This is a genomic window from Streptomyces sp. NPDC037054 (assembly GCF_055606745.1).
Window position 1 is genome coordinate 362,384 of record NZ_JBVJSJ010000005.1, and the last position, 16,781, is coordinate 379,164.

At 73.4% G+C, this 16,781-nt stretch carries 15 protein-coding genes; 4 read left to right on the forward strand and 11 right to left on the reverse strand.

Annotation, left to right across the window (positions count from 1 at the left end):
* Positions 1 to 2: 2 nt before the first annotated feature.
* From ACZ7D7_RS15095 to ACZ7D7_RS15130, 8 genes are all read right to left on the reverse strand, one after another.
* Positions 3 to 1,010, reverse strand: a complete 1,008-nt coding sequence (locus ACZ7D7_RS15095; RefSeq protein ID WP_470824651.1) for an MASE1 domain-containing protein — start codon at positions 1,008 to 1,010, stop codon at positions 3 to 5.
* 50 nt (positions 1,011 to 1,060) lie between these two features.
* The gene (locus ACZ7D7_RS15100) at positions 1,061 to 1,891 is read right to left on the reverse strand and encodes a PP2C family protein-serine/threonine phosphatase (RefSeq protein WP_470824653.1); all 831 of its coding nucleotides are present in this window, start codon (positions 1,889 to 1,891) and stop codon (positions 1,061 to 1,063) included.
* 176 nt (positions 1,892 to 2,067) lie between these two features.
* On the reverse strand, positions 2,068 to 3,237 hold the full coding sequence (locus ACZ7D7_RS15105; RefSeq protein WP_470824655.1) for a serine hydrolase domain-containing protein: 1,170 nt from the start codon (positions 3,235 to 3,237) through the stop codon (positions 2,068 to 2,070).
* Positions 3,238 to 3,319: 82 nt separating this feature from the next.
* Positions 3,320 to 3,781, reverse strand: a complete 462-nt coding sequence (locus ACZ7D7_RS15110) for an organic hydroperoxide resistance protein (RefSeq protein WP_470824657.1) — start codon at positions 3,779 to 3,781, stop codon at positions 3,320 to 3,322.
* A gap of 134 nt (positions 3,782 to 3,915) precedes the next feature.
* The gene (locus ACZ7D7_RS15115; protein WP_470824658.1) at positions 3,916 to 4,386 is read right to left on the reverse strand and encodes a MarR family winged helix-turn-helix transcriptional regulator; all 471 of its coding nucleotides are present in this window, start codon (positions 4,384 to 4,386) and stop codon (positions 3,916 to 3,918) included.
* Positions 4,383 to 5,180 (reverse strand): energy-coupling factor ABC transporter ATP-binding protein, encoded by a 798-nt coding sequence (locus ACZ7D7_RS15120; protein WP_470824659.1) that lies wholly within the window; start codon positions 5,178 to 5,180, stop codon positions 4,383 to 4,385. The genes ACZ7D7_RS15115 and ACZ7D7_RS15120 overlap by 4 nt, the downstream gene beginning before the upstream one ends.
* Positions 5,180 to 5,941, reverse strand: coding sequence for a cobalt ECF transporter T component CbiQ (gene cbiQ, locus ACZ7D7_RS15125; RefSeq protein ID WP_470824660.1), 762 nt, complete (start codon positions 5,939 to 5,941; stop codon positions 5,180 to 5,182). Before cbiQ ends, ACZ7D7_RS15120 begins: the two co-directional genes overlap by 1 nt.
* 1 nt (position 5,942) lies before the next feature.
* On the reverse strand, positions 5,943 to 6,989 hold the full coding sequence (locus ACZ7D7_RS15130) for an energy-coupling factor ABC transporter permease (RefSeq protein WP_470824661.1): 1,047 nt from the start codon (positions 6,987 to 6,989) through the stop codon (positions 5,943 to 5,945).
* A 202-nt stretch (positions 6,990 to 7,191) separates the two neighbouring features.
* Between ACZ7D7_RS15130 and ACZ7D7_RS15135 the strand changes: the two genes are divergently transcribed.
* Positions 7,192 to 7,569, forward strand: a complete 378-nt coding sequence (locus ACZ7D7_RS15135; protein WP_470824663.1) for an SsgA family sporulation/cell division regulator — start codon at positions 7,192 to 7,194, stop codon at positions 7,567 to 7,569.
* Between the two features lie 16 nt (positions 7,570 to 7,585).
* On the opposite strand, the gene ACZ7D7_RS15140 is transcribed toward ACZ7D7_RS15135, so the two are convergent.
* The 3 genes from ACZ7D7_RS15140 to ACZ7D7_RS15150 all read right to left on the reverse strand — a co-directional run bounded on the left by ACZ7D7_RS15140 (position 7,586) and on the right by ACZ7D7_RS15150 (position 12,975).
* Positions 7,586 to 9,250, reverse strand: coding sequence for a penicillin-binding transpeptidase domain-containing protein (locus ACZ7D7_RS15140; RefSeq protein WP_470824664.1), 1,665 nt, complete (start codon positions 9,248 to 9,250; stop codon positions 7,586 to 7,588).
* 199 nt (positions 9,251 to 9,449) lie between these two features.
* A complete protein-coding gene (locus tag ACZ7D7_RS15145) occupies positions 9,450 to 11,084 on the reverse strand; it encodes a penicillin-binding transpeptidase domain-containing protein (RefSeq protein WP_470824665.1) in 1,635 nt (544 codons plus the stop codon).
* Between the two features lie 148 nt (positions 11,085 to 11,232).
* On the reverse strand, positions 11,233 to 12,975 hold the full coding sequence (locus tag ACZ7D7_RS15150; RefSeq protein ID WP_470824666.1) for a dolichyl-phosphate-mannose--protein mannosyltransferase: 1,743 nt from the start codon (positions 12,973 to 12,975) through the stop codon (positions 11,233 to 11,235).
* A 96-nt stretch (positions 12,976 to 13,071) separates the two neighbouring features.
* Between ACZ7D7_RS15150 and rsmI the strand changes: the two genes are divergently transcribed.
* The 3 genes from rsmI to ACZ7D7_RS15165 all read left to right on the forward strand — a co-directional run bounded on the left by rsmI (position 13,072) and on the right by ACZ7D7_RS15165 (position 16,670).
* Entirely contained in the window at positions 13,072 to 13,920 is an 849-nt protein-coding gene (rsmI, locus tag ACZ7D7_RS15155; RefSeq protein ID WP_470824667.1) for a 16S rRNA (cytidine(1402)-2'-O)-methyltransferase, read from the forward strand.
* A gap of 492 nt (positions 13,921 to 14,412) precedes the next feature.
* The gene (locus tag ACZ7D7_RS15160) at positions 14,413 to 15,303 is read left to right on the forward strand and encodes a TatD family hydrolase (protein ID WP_470824669.1); all 891 of its coding nucleotides are present in this window, start codon (positions 14,413 to 14,415) and stop codon (positions 15,301 to 15,303) included.
* Complete coding sequence (locus tag ACZ7D7_RS15165; RefSeq protein WP_470824837.1) at positions 15,300 to 16,670, forward strand: ubiquitin-like domain-containing protein; 1,371 nt, start codon at positions 15,300 to 15,302, stop codon at positions 16,668 to 16,670. The genes ACZ7D7_RS15160 and ACZ7D7_RS15165 overlap by 4 nt, the downstream gene beginning before the upstream one ends.
* The last annotated feature ends 111 nt before the right edge of the window (positions 16,671 to 16,781 follow it).

Sequence of the window (16,781 nt, forward strand, 5' to 3'; positions counted from 1 at the left end):
GTCTAGTGCGGCTGCCCGTCCTCGTCGGGCAGCCGTTCGCGGGGGCCGCGGGGCGGGGCCGTGCCGGTCAGGTGCTCCAGCACCTCGACCAGTTCCTGGCAGGCCCGTTCCACGGACCGCCGGGTGTTGCGCTGCTCGGTGATCACGGCCGACAGCAGCAGTGCCGTGAGCGCCATGGACCCGTTGAAGGCCTGGAGCTTCATCATCACCTCGACGTCGGTCAGCCCCTGGAAGGGGCCGCTCTCGTTCGTCGCCGAGTACGACGCCATCACGGACGCGAACAGCGCGAGCACCATGCTGCCCGCGTGCTGGAAGCTCAGCGCGCCCCACACCAGCAGCGGGAAGACCAGGAACAGCAGGCTGACGGTGCTGTGCGTGGCCAGCCACAGCAGCGGTCCGGTGATGAGGACCAGCGCCAGGGCCTGCACCCAGCGCCGCGGGCGCTCCGGGGGCCACCTCACCCGCCACAGCAGCAGGAGCAGCGGCGTGACGATGACGACGCCCATCGCGTCGCCCACCCACCACGCCAGCCACACCGGCCAGAAGCTCTCCGCGTCGAGCTTGCCCGCGTTGACGAGGGAGCCGACGCCGACCGACGCGCTGATCAGCATGCTGGCCAGCGCCGCGAGGAACACCAGAGCGAGGCCGTCGCGGAGCCGGCCGAGGTCGGTGCGGAAGTCCACCCGGCGCAGCAGGAGCAGCGCGCAGACGGGCCCGGCGGCGTTGCCGAACAGCGTGAACACCACGCCGGGCGTCAGCGACGTGATGGACATGATCACGAACAGGGCGCCGAGCACGATGCCGGGCACGGCGCGCAGCCCGAGGATCAGCAGAAAGGCGACGGCCAGTCCGGTGGGCGGCCAGACGGGGGTGACGACGGCGTCCTCGACGGCCAGTTGCCGCAGCAGGCCGAGACGCCCCGTCACGTAGTAGGAGGCCGCGACGGCCAGGGTCTCCAGGGCGAGGACGACCGGCCGCGGCCAAGCTCGAATGCCCGCCACAGCAGCCATCAGACACCGGCGGCGCCGGAACGGCGAGGCGGGAGGGTCCGCGTCCCGCCCTACGGCTGAACCTTTCGCCCGTCGTGCGCCACCACCAGCACGGCCGCGTCGTCCTCGTGTCCGACGCGTTCGGCGTTCTTGATGACGGCGGCGGCCAGCGAGTCCGCCGTCAGACCGGCCACGGCGGCTATGCCCGCGAGGCGCACGACCTGGTCGAGCCCTTCGTCGATGCACAGGGCGGGGCCCTCCACCACCCCGTCCGTGAGCAGGACGAAGACGCCGCCCGTGGTCAGCCGGTACCTGCTGACCGGGTATGTGGTGCCCCCGAGGACGCCGAGGGGCGGGCCGCCCTCGTCGTCGGAGACGCCCGACTTGCCGTCGGCGGTGGCCCACACGCAGGGGATGTGACCGGCCCGCGCGCTCTCCACCACCCCGGTGGCCGGGTCGAGGCGCATGAACGTGCAGGTAGCGAAGAGGTCGCCGCCCAGGGATATGAGCAGGTCGTTGGTGCGGGACAGCAGCTCGCCGGGGTCGCTCGTGACGGAGGCGAGCGCCCGCAGGCCGACGCGGACCTGTCCCATGAAGGCCGCCGCGTCGATGGTGTGGCCCTGCACGTCGCCGACGGAGAGGCCGATGCGGCCGTCGGGCAGCAGGAAGGCGTCGTACCAGTCGCCGCCCACGTTGAGCCCGGAGAAAGCGGGGGAGTACCGCATGGCCAGGTGGATGCCGGGGACGGTGGGCATCTCGCCGGGCAGCATGCCGCGTTGCAGCGCGATGGCGAGCTCCACCCGGGAGCGCTGCTGCTCCGCCTGCTCGCGCGCCTGGGCCGTCAGCGAGCCGAGCCTGGCCAGCAGCTCGTCGCCGTCGTCGACCTGACGCTTGCGGGACATCGCGTGCTCCGAAGTGATGGTGACCGCCCGAGATCGACCGGTATAAGGCTTTTGTCCGACTGTTCCGATCGTAGCCGCATCCCGCTCCGTCCTCGGCCCGTCCCCGCTCCGTCCTCGGCCCGTCCCCGGCCCGCCCTCGGTCTGTCTCCGGTCCGCCTGCGGCCGTCCCGGCGCCGCTATCCGCCGAGCGAGGCCCGTACCGCCCGCACCAGCGCCTGGGCCCGCGGGTCCGCCGTCACCGTCTTGCGGAAGCCGTTGGTGACGTAGCCGAAGGCGATGCCGGTCTCCGGGTCGGCGAAGCCGAGGGTGCCGCCGCGGCCCGGGTGGCCGAAGGAGCCGGGGCCGAGCAGGGGGGAGGCGCTGCCGTGCAGCATGTAGCCCAGGCCGAAGCGGGTGTTGACGACGAGGACCCGGTCGGGCCCCGCCGACTCCTCGGCGCGGGCCAGGCCGACCGTGGCCGGCTCGAACAGCCGCACCCCGTCGACCTCGCCGATCAGCGCGGCGTAGAAGCGGGCCAGACCGTCGGCCGTGGCGATGCCGTTCGTCGCGGGCAGGGCCGAGGCGCGGTACGCCGGGTCGTTCTGGTCCGGGAACGGCGTGATCGCGGCGAAGGCGCGCCGCGTCAGGGAGTCCGGGTCCCGGTAGGCCTCGGTGACCGCGCGCCGGGGGCGGGCCCGCAGCACGCCGGAGGCCGACTCGGGCGCCTCGACGCCTCCGACGCGGCCCGCGCGGCCGGCGGCCTCCTCCGCGGCGGGCAGGCCCAGCCACAGCTCCAGGCCCAGCGGCGCGGCGACCTCGGCGGCGATCCACTCGCCGGTGCCGCGTCCGGTCACGCGCCGCACCAACTCGTCCAGCATCCAGCCGTAGGTCAGCGCGTGGTAGCCGTGGTCGGCGCCGGGCTGCCACGCGGGCGTCTGGGCGGCGACCGCCTCGGGGCCGCGCAGCGGGTCCAGCGCCTCGGCGGGCGTGAGCGGCCGGTCCAGCACGGGCAGCCCGGCCCGGTGGTTCAGCACGTGCCGCACCAGCACCTGGTCCTTGCCGTGCGCCTTGAACTCGGGCCAGTACTCGCCGACCGGCGCGTCCAGGTCCAGCTCACCGCGCTGGTGCAGCAGCAGGAGTACGGCGGCGGCGACGCCCTTCGTCGCGGAGCGCACCACCTGGGCGGTGCCGTGCTCCCAGGGCGCGGTGCCGTCGACGTCCTTGGTGCCGCCCCACAGGTCGACGACCTTGCGCCCGTCGCGGTAGACGGCGACCGCGGCGCCCCGGTCCCCGAGCGTCTCGAAGTTCCGCGCGAACGCTTCCCCGACCGGCTCGAAGCCCTCGGCCACTGTGCCGTGCACGTCCACGTCCGTCCGTCCTTCCGATGGGGCCAATCGCCTGCGACAGTGCGTGGAACGCCGCCCGTCCGCCTGCGATTCCTGGGCCCCGCTACCCGAGCACGATCGTTACGTCGATGTTGCCGCGGGTGGCGTTGGAGTACGGGCACACCTCGTGCGCGGCGTCCACCAGCCTGGCCGCGAGGTCCGGGTCCACGATCGGCAGGGACACCGTGAGGGCGACCGCGAGGCCGTAGCCGCGCTGCCGGTTGGGGCCGATGCCGACCTTGGCGGCGACGGTGGAACTGGCCAGGTCGTAGCCGGCGCGGTTGCCGACGAGGATCAGGGCGTTGTGGAAGCAGGCGCTGTAGCCGGCCGCGAAGAGCTGCTCCGGGTTGGTGCCGTCGCCGTCGCCGCCCAGCGCCGTCGGCATCGCGACCTTCAGGTTGATGTGGCCGTCCTGGCTGGTGACATAGCCGTCCCGGCCGCCGTGCGCGGTGGCCTCGGCGACGTACATGATCTTCGTCGGACGGGTGTCGACGGCCGCTGCGTCGACGGCGGTTCCGTCAGTCATGGTGGACCTCCCCCAGAACAGGTGCGCACAAGTACATTGCGCACAAGGTACTGGCCGGTAAGGAGGCGTGCGCCGGCAGGGGGCGCAACCCCGGGTAACCCGGTGACCGGACGGCCGGGCGGCCCGGCGTCGGTTCAGCGCGTGCGGTCGGCCGCCGCCCCGGCCCGCTCGGCCAGCCGCCACAGCTCCTCGCGCAGCCGCGCCACCTCGCCGCCGTCGAAGCCCGTCGCGGCCAGCAGCTCGCCCGGCACCCGCGCCGCCCGCTCCCGCAGCTCCTCGCCGCGCCCCGTGCACGCGACCAGCACCGAGCGCTCGTCGTGCGCGGCGCGCTCCCGGTGCACCAGACCCGCCGCCTCCAGCCGCTTCAGCAGCGGCGACACCGTGCCGTAGTCCAGGCGCAGCGCGGCGGCCAGCTCCTTCACCGTGGTCTCGCCGCGTTCCCACAGCACCAGCAGCACCAGGTACTGCGGGTAGGTCAGGCCCAGTTCGTCGAGGAGCGGGCGGTACGCCGCCGTCACCGCGCGCTGCGCCGCGTACAGCGCGAAGCACAACTGGTCGTCCAGGAGCAGCGATCCGCCCGGTGCCGGGGTCTCCTCGTTCGTCACGTGCCCATTCTCACGGACCGCGGGGCGAAACCGAACGGCAGCTCCAACCGGTTCGCCCGCATCAGCTCCTCGTCGGCCAGCAGATCGGCCGTCGGGCCGTCCGCCGCGATCACGCCGTCGCTGAGGATCAGCGAACGCGGGCACAGCTCGAGGGCGTACGGCAGGTCGTGCGTGACCATCAGCACCGTCACGTCCAGCGAGCGCAGGATGTCGGCGAGTTCGCGGCGGGAGGCCGGGTCCAGGTTGGACGACGGCTCGTCCAGCACGAGGATCTCCGGCTCCATCGCGAGCACCGTCGCCACCGCCACCCGGCGCCGCTGACCGAACGACAGGTGGTGCGGCGGCCGGTCCTTGAACTCCGCCATGCCGACCCGCGCCAGCGCCCGGTCCACGCGGGCCTCCAGTTCCGGCCCCTTCACCCCGGCCGCCGCCGGACCGAACGCCACGTCCTCGCGCACCGTCGGCATGAACAGCTGGTCGTCGGGGTCCTGGAAGACGATGCCGACCCGGCGCCTGATCTCGGCCATGTGCTGCTTGCCGACCGGCAGTCCGGCGACCTTCACCGTGCCGGTGCCGCCGGTCAGGATGCCGTTGAGGTGCAGCACCAGGGTCGTCTTGCCGGCGCCGTTCGGACCGAGCAGCGCGACCCGCTCGCCGCGCGCGACGGTGAAGTCCACGCCGAACAGCGCCTGGTGTCCGTCGGGGTACGCGAAGGCCAGCCCGGCCACGTCGAGTGAAGGCGTCGCAGCCGTCACAGCACCATCGGTCACGGCACCATCGGTCACAGAACCCATCACAGCACCCATCCCAGCAGGCAGACGACGAGGGCGGCCGAGGGGAGGGCGAGGGCGTACGACCACTGCGCCCGGGACGCGGTCACCTCGTCGATCACCGGCATCGAACCGGCGTATCCGCGGCTGATCATGGCGAGGTGCACGCGCTCGCCGCGTTCGTAGGAGCGGATGAACAGCGCGCCCGCCGACTTCGCGAGGACGCCCCAGTGGCGCAGGCCGCTCGCCTCGAAGCCGCGGGACTCGCGGGCGATGCGCATGCGCCGCATCTCGTCCGCGATGACGTCGCCGTAGCGGATCATGAAGGACGCGATCTGCACGAGCAGCGGGGGCAGCCTGAGGCGCTGGAGGCCCAGCAGCAGCTCCCGCAGTTCGGTGGTGGCGGCCAGCAGGACGGAGGCGGCGACGCCGAGCGTGCCCTTGGCGAGGACGTTCCAGGCGCCCCACAGGCCGTTCACGCTCAGGGACATCCCGAGGACGTCGACCCGCTCGCCCTCCGCGACGAACGGCATGAGCACCGCGAACGCCACGAACGGCACCTCGATCAGCAGCCGCTTCAGCAGGAAGCCGGCGGGCACCCGCGCCGCGTACGCGACGACGCCGAGGAGCACGGCGTACAGCCCGAACGCCCACATCGCCTCGCGCGGCGTCGACACCACGACGACCACGAACGCGAACACCGCGGCGAGCTTGGTGTGCGGCGGCAGGGCGTGCACGGGCGAGTGCCCGTGCCGGTAGAGCTTGTGCGCGTGCCCGGCGCCCATGTCAGACCCCGGTGTTCGCGGGGGACACGTCGTCCGTACGGCGCCTGCGGACCGCCCAGAAGATCCCCGTGCCCGCGACGACGGTCACGCCGACGCCGATGACGCCCGCGAGGCCGCCGGACAGCCGGGCGTCCTCGACGTCCTTCACGCCGTAGTCGGCGAGCGGCGAGTCGGCGACCGCGTGCTCCTCGGCGGACTTGTCGAAGCCCTGGTCGGCGGCGACCTTCTCCAGGCCGTCCGGGTCGGCGGAGGCGTAGAAGCTCACGAACCCGGCGAGGACCAGGGACGTCACGAGACCGCCGATCCAGAACGCGCGGCGCGAGGTGCGGGCCGCCACCGGCACCGGCTCGGCCTCGGGGGCGTCGACGAGCTCGCCGTTCACCCGCAGCTTGAGCTTGTGCTGGAGGCCGCGCGCCCCGTGCACGAGGTCCGGGCGGACGGCGACGACGGCGCCCACCGTCAGCGCGGTGATCGCGGCCTCGCCGATGCCGATCAGGACGTGCACGCCGATCATGGCGGTGGCGACCTTGCCGATGGACACGTCCGTGGTGCCGCCGACCGCGTAGATCAGCGTGAACGCGAGCGCGGAGGCCGGCACGGAGACGAGGGCGGCGACGAACGCGGCGCCGGTCACGGACCGACGGGTGCGGGGCAGCACCTTCACCAGGCCGCGGAACAGGGCGTACGCCACGACCGTCGTGACGATCGCCATGTCCGTGATGTTCACGCCCAGCGCCGTCAGACCGCCGTCCGCGAAGAGGATGCCCTGCATCAGCAGCACCACGGAGACGCACAGCACCCCGGTAAAGGGGCCGACGAGGATCGCCGCGAGCGCGCCTCCCAGCAGGTGGCCGCTGGTTCCCGCGGCGACGGGGAAGTTCAGCATCTGCACCGCGAAGATGAACGCCGCCACCAGCCCGGCCAGCGGCGCCGTCCGCTCGTCGAGCTCGCGCCGCGCGCCGCGCAGGCTCACGGCGACGGCACCGGCGGCGATGACACCGGTCGCGGCGGAGGTGGGCGCGTCTATGAATCCGTCAGGCACATGCACCGTTCGATGATAGTGGCTTGTTGCGAAGGCCTTGCAAGAGCGAGGTGCTCGTCATCGAATCGCCGGGGTGCCCGCCGTCGGGCCGCCGTCGCGTGGGGAGAATCTCCCGCTCCGGAGGGCGTGTTCCGGGAAATATGGGACATTGGGTAAGGGCGGGGTGCGGAGTTTGCCACAGAGGTAGCGCAGCGTAAGGGGCCGTCCGATGTCGGTAGTCGAACAGTACGCACGAGCCCACATCGTCACGGACACCGACGACCGTGCGGACGAGGACCGCGGCGCCGTTCGCGTGGCGCTGCGCTACGACCCCGAGGAGGACCCCCGCGCCGTGCACGTGGGCCTGCCGCCCGGGTCCGGCTCGCGCGAATGGACCTTCTCCCGCTCCCTGCTCGAACAGGGGCTGCGCGCCCCCGCCGAGAGCGGCTCGGTCCGGGTGTGGCCCTGCGGGCGCGTGCAGGCCGTCGTCGAGTTCCACTCCGCGCAGGGCTGCTCGGTGGTGCAGTTCGAGACGAAGACGCTGCTGCGGTTCCTGCGGCGCACCTACACGGCGACCGCGGAACCGGCGCACACCGTGCCCGGCTGACCGCCCTGCGCGCCCGTCAGCTGCCGGCCTTCAGCAGCGCCGCGACGAGCGGGCCCGCCGTCTCGCCGCCGTGACCGCCCTGCTGCACCACGCCCGCCGCGGCCAGGTCGCCCTTGTACGCGGTGAACCAGCCGTTCGGCTTCTTCTGGTTGTCGACCTCCGCCGACCCCGTCTTGGCGGCGCCGCCGCTGATCCCCGCCATCGCCTCGGCGGCCGTGCCGTACGACGCCGTGTACGCCATCAGCCCCCGCAGCTGTTTCAGGGTGTCCGCGGACAACTTGCGTGAGGCCGTGGCGAGTTCGCGGTCGTCGACGTCGGGCGACACCAGGTACGGCTGGCGGAACGTGCCGGACTGCACGGTCGCCGAGACCGACGCCATGTTCAGCGGGTTCATGCGCACCCCGCCCTGCCCGATCAGGGACGCGGCCATCGGCGCCGCCGACTGCACCGGCACCGCGCCGTCGAACGACGGCACCCCGATCGCCCAGTCGTTGCGCCCGAGGCCGAAGACCTCCTGGGCCTGCTTCGTCAGGTCGTCGTTCTTCAGCTTCGGGGCCTGGCTGATGAAGGCGGTGTTGCAGGAGCGGGCGAAGCTCGCCGTGAACGTGCCGTCCTTGATCTCGAACTTGTCGTCGTTCTGGAACTTCCAGCCGCCGTAGCTGAAGTACTTCGGGCAGGGGTGCTTCTTGTCCGCCGACGCCAGGCCCTTCTCGATCAGCAGCGACGACGTGATGACCTTCATCGTGGAGCCCGGCGCGAGCGAGCCCTGGAAGGCGACGTTGAAGCCGTGCGAGGAGTTCGCCACGGCCAGGATCTCGCCCGTCGACGGCCGCACCACGACCACCGAGGCGCGCTTGCGCTCGGCGACCTCCTTCTCGGCGGCGGCCTGGAGGTCCGGGCTGAGCGTGGTCTTCACCGTGCCGGGCGTGCCCTCGCTCAGCTCCAGCAGCGTCTTGTCGGCCAGCTCGGCGGCCTTGGACTTCTTGCCGCGCGCCACGCGCAGCTCGATGCCCGGCGTGCCGCCGGCGGTCTTGCCGTACTTCTCGCGCAGCCCGTCCAGGACCGTGCCGAGCGAGGGGTACTTCTTGGCGGTCAGTTCGTCGCCGTCCCGGTCGAGCGCCTTGACCGGCGGGGTGCCGGCCTCGCCGGTGACCAGCCGGTCGCCGTCCCGCAGGTCGGGGTGCACGACGGAGGGCTGCCAGTCGACGAGCGGCCTGCCGTCCTTCGCGCGGACCACGGTGAGCGCGCCCTCGTAGCCGAGCGGCTTGCTGATGTCGTCGTACTTCACCGTGCCCTTCACCTTGAAGGGAAGCTTGTCGTCCAGGGGCCGGCCCGGGGTGAACGTGGCGTCCTCGACGCGGGCGTCCTTCGCGAATGCGGTGAGCATCGCGCCGGCCGCCTCGGGGTCGTCGGTGGCCCTCGCCGCCTCGGACACCTTGCCGTCCTGCCAGGCGGTGAGGAAGCGCCGGGCGGCGGTGGTGACCTCCTCCGACGACAGCGGGCCGGGCTTGAAGGTCCTCACCACGGACTCCTCGTCGCCCTGCCCGCCCCACAGCGCGTAGCCGCCGGCGCCCGCGCCGACGACGACCACCGCGATCGTGGTGCCGAGCACGGCCGGCTGCCTCATGTACCGCGTGTACCGCGCGGACCGCCGCTCGGCGACGCGTCTTCTGTTGCCCACTGCTGTCCGTCCTTCGTACGACCCCTGGTGCCGCCGCGTTGTCCTCACGTCCAACGACGGCGACCACACTAGGGCGTGCCGTCAAACTCCCGCCCCGCCCCCGCCCGCCCCGCCCGCCGACCGGGACGGGCGGAGGCGCGTGCCGGGTGCCGGGGCCGGGCCGCGTCGCGGGGGCGGGCCGCCGCCGTACGTCCCGAGGTCAGCCCGCCGCCAGGACCGCGCGGACGATCGGGCCGGCCGTGTCGCCGCCGTGGCCGCCCTGCTCCGCCATGGCCGCGGCCGCGACGTCGCCCCGGAAGCCGGTGAACCAGCTGTTGGGCGCGGTCTGCCCGTCGACCTCGGCGGAACCGGTCTTGGCGCCGATGTCGCCGCCGAGGCCCCGCATGGCGTCCGCGGCGGTGCCCTGCGTCGCGGTGAGCCGCATCATCTGCTTGAGCTGGGCCACGGTGCCCGGCCGCAGGTCCTTGGCGGTGGCGAGGGGACGGTCGTCGACATCGGGCGAGATCAGGTAGGGCTGGCGGAAGGTGCCGGTGATGGCGGTCGCCGTCACGGACGCCACGTTCAGCGGGCTCATCTGGACCTGGCCCTGGCCGATGGCATTGGCCGCGCGGTCGGGACCGGCGGACGCCGGGACGCGGCCGTCGAAGGACGCGATGCCGGTCTTCCAGTTGTCGCGGCCCAGCCCGAAGCGCTCCTCGGCCTCCGCCGTCAGGGAGGCGTCGGTGAGCGGCTTCTCGTCGACGAGCTTGACGAAGGCGGTGTTGCAGGACCGCAGGAAGCTGTTGGCGAGGGTGGCGTTCTCGTTGGCCGGCAGGGTCGAGAGGTTCTTGAAGGTCTGGCTCTGCCAGGTCGCCGTGTCCGGGCAGGGCGCCGGGCCGTTCATCGAGGTCACGCCGTTGTCGATGAGCATCGCGGCGGTGACGATCTTCATGGTGGAGCCGGGCGCGACCTGGCCCTGGAACGCCGCGTTGAAGCCGTCCGCGCGGTGGTTGGCGACGGCCAGGACCTCGCCGGTGCTGGGCTTGACGGCCACCACGGACGACTCGTCGTGTCCGCGCACCGCCTTCTCGGCCGCCGCCTGCACGCCCGCGCTGATCGTCGTGCGCAGCTTGCCGGGCCTGCCCTCGGCGAGGGTCAGCAGCGGGGTGTCCGGGGCGTCCTCGGCGGCGGGGCGGACGACCAGCTCGACGCCGGGCTCGCCACCCGCCTTGTCGCCGTACCGGTCGCGCAACTGGTCGAGGACCGGCCCGAGCGACGGGTACTTCTCCTTCGTCAGGACGGCGCCACCGCGGTCGACGGCCTCGATCGGCGCTTTCGCCGACTCCTCCGTCACGAGCGTGTCGCCCGCCCTCAGCTCGGGATGCACGACCGACGGCTCCCAGTCGACCAGGGCCCGCCCGGTGGTGACACCGCGGACGACGGTCAGCTCGCTCTCGTACGACAGCGGCTTCGACTTCCCGTCGTAGGACACCTTGGCATCGACCGTGAACGGCACGGTCGTGCCGCGCGCCCTGCCCGGCGTGATGCGGACGCCGGTGATGTGCGCGTCCTCGCCGTAGGCGGTGAGCAGCGGTTCGGCGGCGCCGTCGTTGTTCGTGTACGACGCGGCGGTCACGGCGTCGCCGTTCTCCCAGGCGGTGAAGAACTTGCCGGTGGTCTCCCTCACCTCGTCCCCGCTCGGCGTCCCGGACTTCGCGGACGTCGTCCCGATCCCGCCGCCCCCGCCCCCGTCGCCGCTCAGCGCGCTCACGACGTTGAACGCGCCGTACCCGGCCCCGCCCACCATCACCGCGAACACCCCGCCGACCAGGCCGACCTTGACCCCCTTGCGCATGACGCGCCCCTCCCCGTTTCCCCCACCCCCGCACCTTCTTGAACATGTTCAGAAAAGGCGCCTGTGTGTGCACTGTAAGCGCAGGGAGTGACAGAAGGGGATACGTGCCCTGTGAAGTTGACCGAAAGTCAGCCTGTCCCGCGCGGTCTCAGACCCAGGTGTCCAGCCACATCCGCGCCCGCCAGTCGTCGATCGGGATGGCGGTGCCGGTGTGGAGGGGCCAGAAGTAGATGAAGTTCCAGGCGATCAGCAGGACCAGCACTCCCGTGGTCGTCGCGCCCGCCACCCTGCGGGTGTCCGAGGAGCGGTCCGGGCCGATCAGGGCGCCCAGGAGCATCGCCACCGCCAGGCACAGGAACGGCAGGAAGACGATCGCGTAGAAGTAGAAGATCGTGCGCTCCTGGTACAGGAACCACGGCAGGTATCCGGCCACGACCCCGCAGACGATCGCGCCCGCCCGCCAGTCGCGGCGGAACGCCCAGCGCCACAGGACGTACAGCAGCGCGAAGCACGCCACCCACCACAGCAGCGGCGTGCCGATCGCCAGCACCTCGCGCGCGCACTTCGCGCCGGCGTCCACCGGGCAGCCGTCCTTGCCGGGGGCCGGCGACTCGTAGAAGTACGACACCGGGCGGCCGGTGACCAGCCAGCTCCACGGGTTCGACTCGTAGGTGTGCGGCGAGGACAGGCCGACGTGGAACTCGTAGACCTGCGCCTCGTAGTGCCACAGGCTGCGCCACCAGTCGGGGAACAGCCACGACCAGGCGCTGTCCTTGCCGTCGGTGGCGGCCCAGTTGCGGTAGTAGCCGCCCTTGCCGTTCGTCGCCGACATGATCCAGCCGGTCCAGGACGCGATGTACGTGGCGATCGCCACCGGCACCGTCGCCAGGAACGCCAGGCCCAGGTCGTGCCGGATCACCGCCGTGTACGGCTGCCGCGCGCCCGCCACCCGGCGGGAGGCGACGTCCCACAGCACCGTCATCACGCAGAACGCGACCATCACGTAGAGGCCGTTCCACTTCGTGCCGATCGCCAGGCCCAGCATGAGGCCCGCCGCCCAGCGCCACGGCCGCCACAGCAGCGACGTCGTCTCCGCCGTGTGCGCGTCGGGCCGGACCCCGCCCTCCTCGTCGGCGGGCAGCGCGGCGGCGAGCCTCTCGCGGGCCTTGTCCCGGTCGATCACCAGGCAGCCGAACGCCGCCAGCACGAAGAACATCAGCACCCCGTCGAGCAGCGCGGTGCGGCTCATCACGAAGTGCAGCCCGTCCACCGCCATCAGCGCGCCCGCCAGGCAGCCGAGGAACGTGGAGCGGAACAGGCGCCGCCCGATGCGGCACAGCATCAGGACGGACAGCGTGCCGAGCACCGCCGTCATGAAGCGCCAGCCGAACGGGTCGAAGCCGAACATCAGCTCGCCGAGCCCGATGACGTACTTCCCGACCGGCGGATGCACGACGTACGCCGCGTCCGCCGGGATCGGCACGTCGCCGCCCGTCGACAGGATCAGGTCGTTGGCGTTCTTGTCCCAGTTGACCTCGAAGCCGCGGTGGACCAGCGCCCACGCGTCCTTCGCGTAGTACGTCTCGTCGAATATCACCGCCTTCGGGCTGCCCAGGTTCCAGAACCGGAGCACCCCGGCCAGCAGCGTGACGAGCAGCGGACCGAGCCAGCCCGACCAGCGCGTCAGCCGCGAGGTGAGCGGCTTCGGCAGGCCGAGCGCCGCCCACATCCGGGGGCTCGGCTCGTTGTACGGCGGCACCAGCCGGTCCCGGACGTCACCCGCCGGCCGGGCCGTGTGTCCGAAACGGCGCAGCCGCTGCTGCCAGGACGGCTGCTCGTCGCGCGGTTCCTGGTCCTGCCGGATGTCCGTGGAGGACGCGGTACTGGTCACCGCGCCATCGTAGGGAACCCTTCCGCGCGAGTCCCGCGCATGCCCCGTACTGGTCCGGATGCGTGCGCCGGGCGGCGCCCCTGCGAGGATGGAAACGTGACTGGAACCCTTGTTTTGGCGGGCACTCCCATCGGCGACGTCCAGGACGCCCCGCCCCGGCTCGCCGCCGAGCTGGCCGGCGCCGACGTGGTCGCCGCCGAGGACACCCGCCGGCTGCGCCGCCTCACGCAGGCGCTCGGCGTCACGCCCAAGGGGCGCGTCGTGTCGTACTTCGAGGGCAACGAGTCCGCCCGCACACCCGAACTCGTCGAGGAACTCGTGAGCGGCGCGCGCGTGCTGCTCGTCACCGACGCCGGGATGCCGTCCGTGTCCGACCCCGGCTACCGGCTCGTGGCCGCGGCCGTCGAGAAGGACATCCGGGTCACCGCCGTGCCGGGCCCCTCCGCCGTGCTCACCGCCCTCGCGCTGTCCGGGCTGCCCGTCGACCGGTTCTGCTTCGAGGGCTTCCTGCCGCGCAAGGCCGGCGAGCGGCTGTCCCGGCTGCGCGAGGTCGCCGGGGAGCGCCGCACCCTCGTCTACTTCGAGGCGCCGCACCGCCTCGACGACACCCTCGCCGCGATGGCCGAGGCCTTCGGCCCCGACCGGCGCGCCGCCGTCTGCCGGGAGCTGACCAAGACGTACGAGGAGGTCAGGCGCGGCCCGCTGGGCGAGCTGGCCGACTGGGCGCGCGAGGGTGTGCGCGGGGAGATCACCGTCGTCGTGGAGGGTGCCCCCGACAAGGGCCCCGAGGAACTCGACGCCGCCGAACTGGTGCGCCGGGTCCGGGTGCGCGAGGAAGCGGGCGAGCGCCGCAAGGAGGCCATCGCCGCCGTCGCCGCCGAGGCGGGCCTGCCCAAGCGCGAGGTGTTCGACGCGGTGGTGGCGGCGAAGAACGCGGCGGGCTGAGGCGGCGGGGGCGGCGGGGCGACGGGGGCGGAGGCTGCCGGGTTCGCCGGGTCCTCCACCTCCGGCGGGGCGGCGGTGGGCCGGGCGCCGGGGACGGGGTGGTCGGGGCCCGGGGCCGCGGGGTGACTTCTGCCGCGTCGGCCGGCCGGGACTGCCGGGCCCCAAGGCCGACGGGCGACGAGGTCGCGGGGCCGGCGGGGTCGGAGGTCGCGGGGCGCCGCCTCCTGCGGGGGCGGCGGTGGGCCGGGCGGTCGGGGCCGAGGTCGCGGGGCGACTTCTGCCGCGTCGGCCGGCCGGGACCGCCGGGTCCCGGGGACGCCCCTGGGGCCGCGAGTTTTGAGGCCGGCGGGTCCGAGGCCGGCGGGTCCGAGGTCGCGGGGTCTGCGGCCGGCGGGGCCGAGGTCGGCGGGGCCGAGGTCGGCGGGTGTGGCGAGGGCGTACGGGCGATGGCTGCCCCGTCTGTCCGCCGGAGGGCTTTCGTAGGATCGGGGCATGCCTGCCAACGCCGCCGACCCGGCCGAGAAGAACGCCGCGCCGCCCCTGCCGGAGCCGCTCCGGGTGCCCGTCGCCGACTCCCACACCCACCTCGACATGCAGTCCGGCACGGTGGCGGAGGCCCTCGCGAAGGCCGCGTCGGTCGGGGTGACGACGGTCGTGCAGGTCGGCTGCGACATCGCCGGCTCCCGCTGGGCCGCCGAGACGGCCGCCGCGTACGACGCCGTCCACGCCACCGTCGCCCTGCACCCCAACGAGGCCCCGCGCATCGTGCACGGCGACCCCGACGGCTGGTCCCGGCAGGGCGCCCGCGAGCCCGGCGGGGACGCCGCCCTGGACGAGGCGCTCGCCGAGATCGACCGGCTGGCCGCGCTGGAGCAGGTCAAGGGCGTCGGCGAGACCGGCCTCGACCACTTCCGCACCGGCCCCGAGGGCAAGGAGGCGCAGGAGAGGTCCTTCCGCGCCCACATCGAGATCGCCAAGCGGCACGGCAAGGCCCTCGTCATCCACGACCGCGACGCCCACGCGGACGTGCTGCGCGTGCTGAAGGAGGAGGGCGCGCCCGAGCGGACGGTGTTCCACTGCTACTCGGGCGACGCCGAGATGGCCGAAGTCTGCGCCCGCGCCGGGTACTTCATGTCCTTCGCCGGCAACGTCACCTTCAAGAACGCCCAGAACCTGCGCGACGCCCTCGCCGTGGCGCCGCTGGAGCTGGTCCTCGTCGAGACGGACGCGCCGTTCCTGACACCGGTGCCCTACCGCGGACGGCCGAACGCGCCGTATCTCGTGCCGGTCACCGTACGGGCGATGGCCGCCGTGCGCGGCATCGGGGAGGACGCCCTGGCGACGGCGCTGGCGGCGAACACGGCACGGGCGTTCGGCTACTGAGGGTACGCGCGTCGCTTTGGAGAGTGACCGTCGCTCCACTAGGTTCTGGCCCCGATCCGGAGACCCCTCTGTGGCCCGGATCGGTCCGGACCCCCTCCGGTCCGGCTCATCGGCCTTGGAGCGTCGGCGTGAGCGATACGCAGTACGAGACGGGTCCGTACGACACGGACCCGTACGACACGGATCCGGACCACACGGACCCGTCCGGCACGGGCCCGCACGGCAGACCGCCGTCGGGGCGCCGGCGCAGGGCCCGCTCCGCCGAGCGCGCGGAGGGCGGTCCCCTGCGCCGCCTGCTGCCGCAGGCGCTGGTCGTCGCCTTCCTCGCCGGCGGCACGAGCGCGTTCGTGGCCAAGGACAAGGCGATCGAGCTCAGCGTCGACGGCCGCACCCGCACCCTGCACACCTTCGCCGACGACGTCGGTGAACTCCTCGCCGAGGAGGGCCTGCGGGTCGACTCCCACGACGTGGTGGCGCCCGCGCCCGGCGCGGAACTGGACGACGGCGACGAGGTCGTCGTGCGCTACGGGCGCCCCGTGCGGCTCACCATCGACGGCCACCGCCGCGAGGTGTGGACGACGGAGCCCACCGTCGAAGGGGCGCTCCGCCAGCTCGGGGTGCGCGCCGAGGGCGCCTACCTCTCGGCGTCGCGCTCCCGGCGCATCGGGCGTACGGGCCTCGCGCTCGACGTGCGCACCGAACGCACGGTGACGATCCTGGCCGACGGCCGCGCCCGGACGATCCGCACCAACGCCGCGACCGTGCGCGAGGCCGTCGAGGCGGCCGGGGTGACACTGCGCGGGCAGGACACGACGTCCGTGCCCCAGGACGCCTTCCCGCGCGACGGACAGACGGTGACCGTGCTGCGGATCACCTCGGGCAAGGAGATCCGCGAGGAGGCGATCCCGTACCGGGTGCGGCGGGTGGAGGACCCCTCCCTGTTCCGCGGCACGGAGGTCGTCGAGCGCGCCGGCCGGCCGGGCGTGCTGCGGGTCACGTACGCCGTGCGCACCGTCAACGGCGTCCGGCAGAAGCCGCGCCGCACCGGCTCCGAGGTGGTGCGCGAGCCGCGGTCGCAGCTGGTGCGGGTCGGCACGAAGCCGCAGCCGCGGTCGGTCGGCGGGGCGGACGGCCTGAACTGGCCGGCGCTCGCCCGGTGCGAGTCGGGCGGACGGCCCGACGCGGTGGACCCCTCGGGGACGTACGGCGGCCTCTACCAGTTCGACCGCCAGACCTGGCAGTCGCTCGGCGGCACCGGCCGCCCGCAGGACGCCTCACCGGCGGAGCAGACGTACCGGGCGAAGCTGCTCTACAAACGGCAGGGCGCCAGTCCGTGGCCGCACTGCGGCAGCCGCCTGCACGGCTGAGCGGGGTGAGCGGCCGGCCGGGCACCCGCGTCGCCGAAGCCGGCCCCCGCCGACGCCGGCGCAGGGGGACCGCGGGCGACACCGGCGAAGGCGCCCGCCCGCGCCCCGTAC

Excerpts from the sequence above, each read along its gene's own strand:
- ACZ7D7_RS15095 (WP_470824651.1), bottom strand. The coding sequence starts at position 1,010 with ATGGCTGCTGTGGCGGGCATTCGAGCTTGGCCGCGGCCGGTCGTCCTC.
- ACZ7D7_RS15100 (WP_470824653.1), bottom strand. The coding sequence starts at position 1,891 with ATGTCCCGCAAGCGTCAGGTCGACGACGGCGACGAGCTGCTGGCCAGG.
- ACZ7D7_RS15110 (WP_470824657.1), bottom strand. The coding sequence starts at position 3,781 with ATGACTGACGGAACCGCCGTCGACGCAGCGGCCGTCGACACCCGTCCG.
- ACZ7D7_RS15120 (WP_470824659.1), bottom strand. The coding sequence starts at position 5,180 with ATGGGTTCTGTGACCGATGGTGCCGTGACCGATGGTGCTGTGACGGCT.
- cbiQ (WP_470824660.1), bottom strand. The coding sequence starts at position 5,941 with ATGGGCGCCGGGCACGCGCACAAGCTCTACCGGCACGGGCACTCGCCC.
- ACZ7D7_RS15135 (WP_470824663.1), top strand. The coding sequence starts at position 7,192 with ATGTCGGTAGTCGAACAGTACGCACGAGCCCACATCGTCACGGACACC.
- ACZ7D7_RS15145 (WP_470824665.1), bottom strand. The coding sequence starts at position 11,084 with ATGCGCAAGGGGGTCAAGGTCGGCCTGGTCGGCGGGGTGTTCGCGGTG.
- ACZ7D7_RS15160 (WP_470824669.1), top strand. The coding sequence starts at position 14,413 with ATGCCTGCCAACGCCGCCGACCCGGCCGAGAAGAACGCCGCGCCGCCC.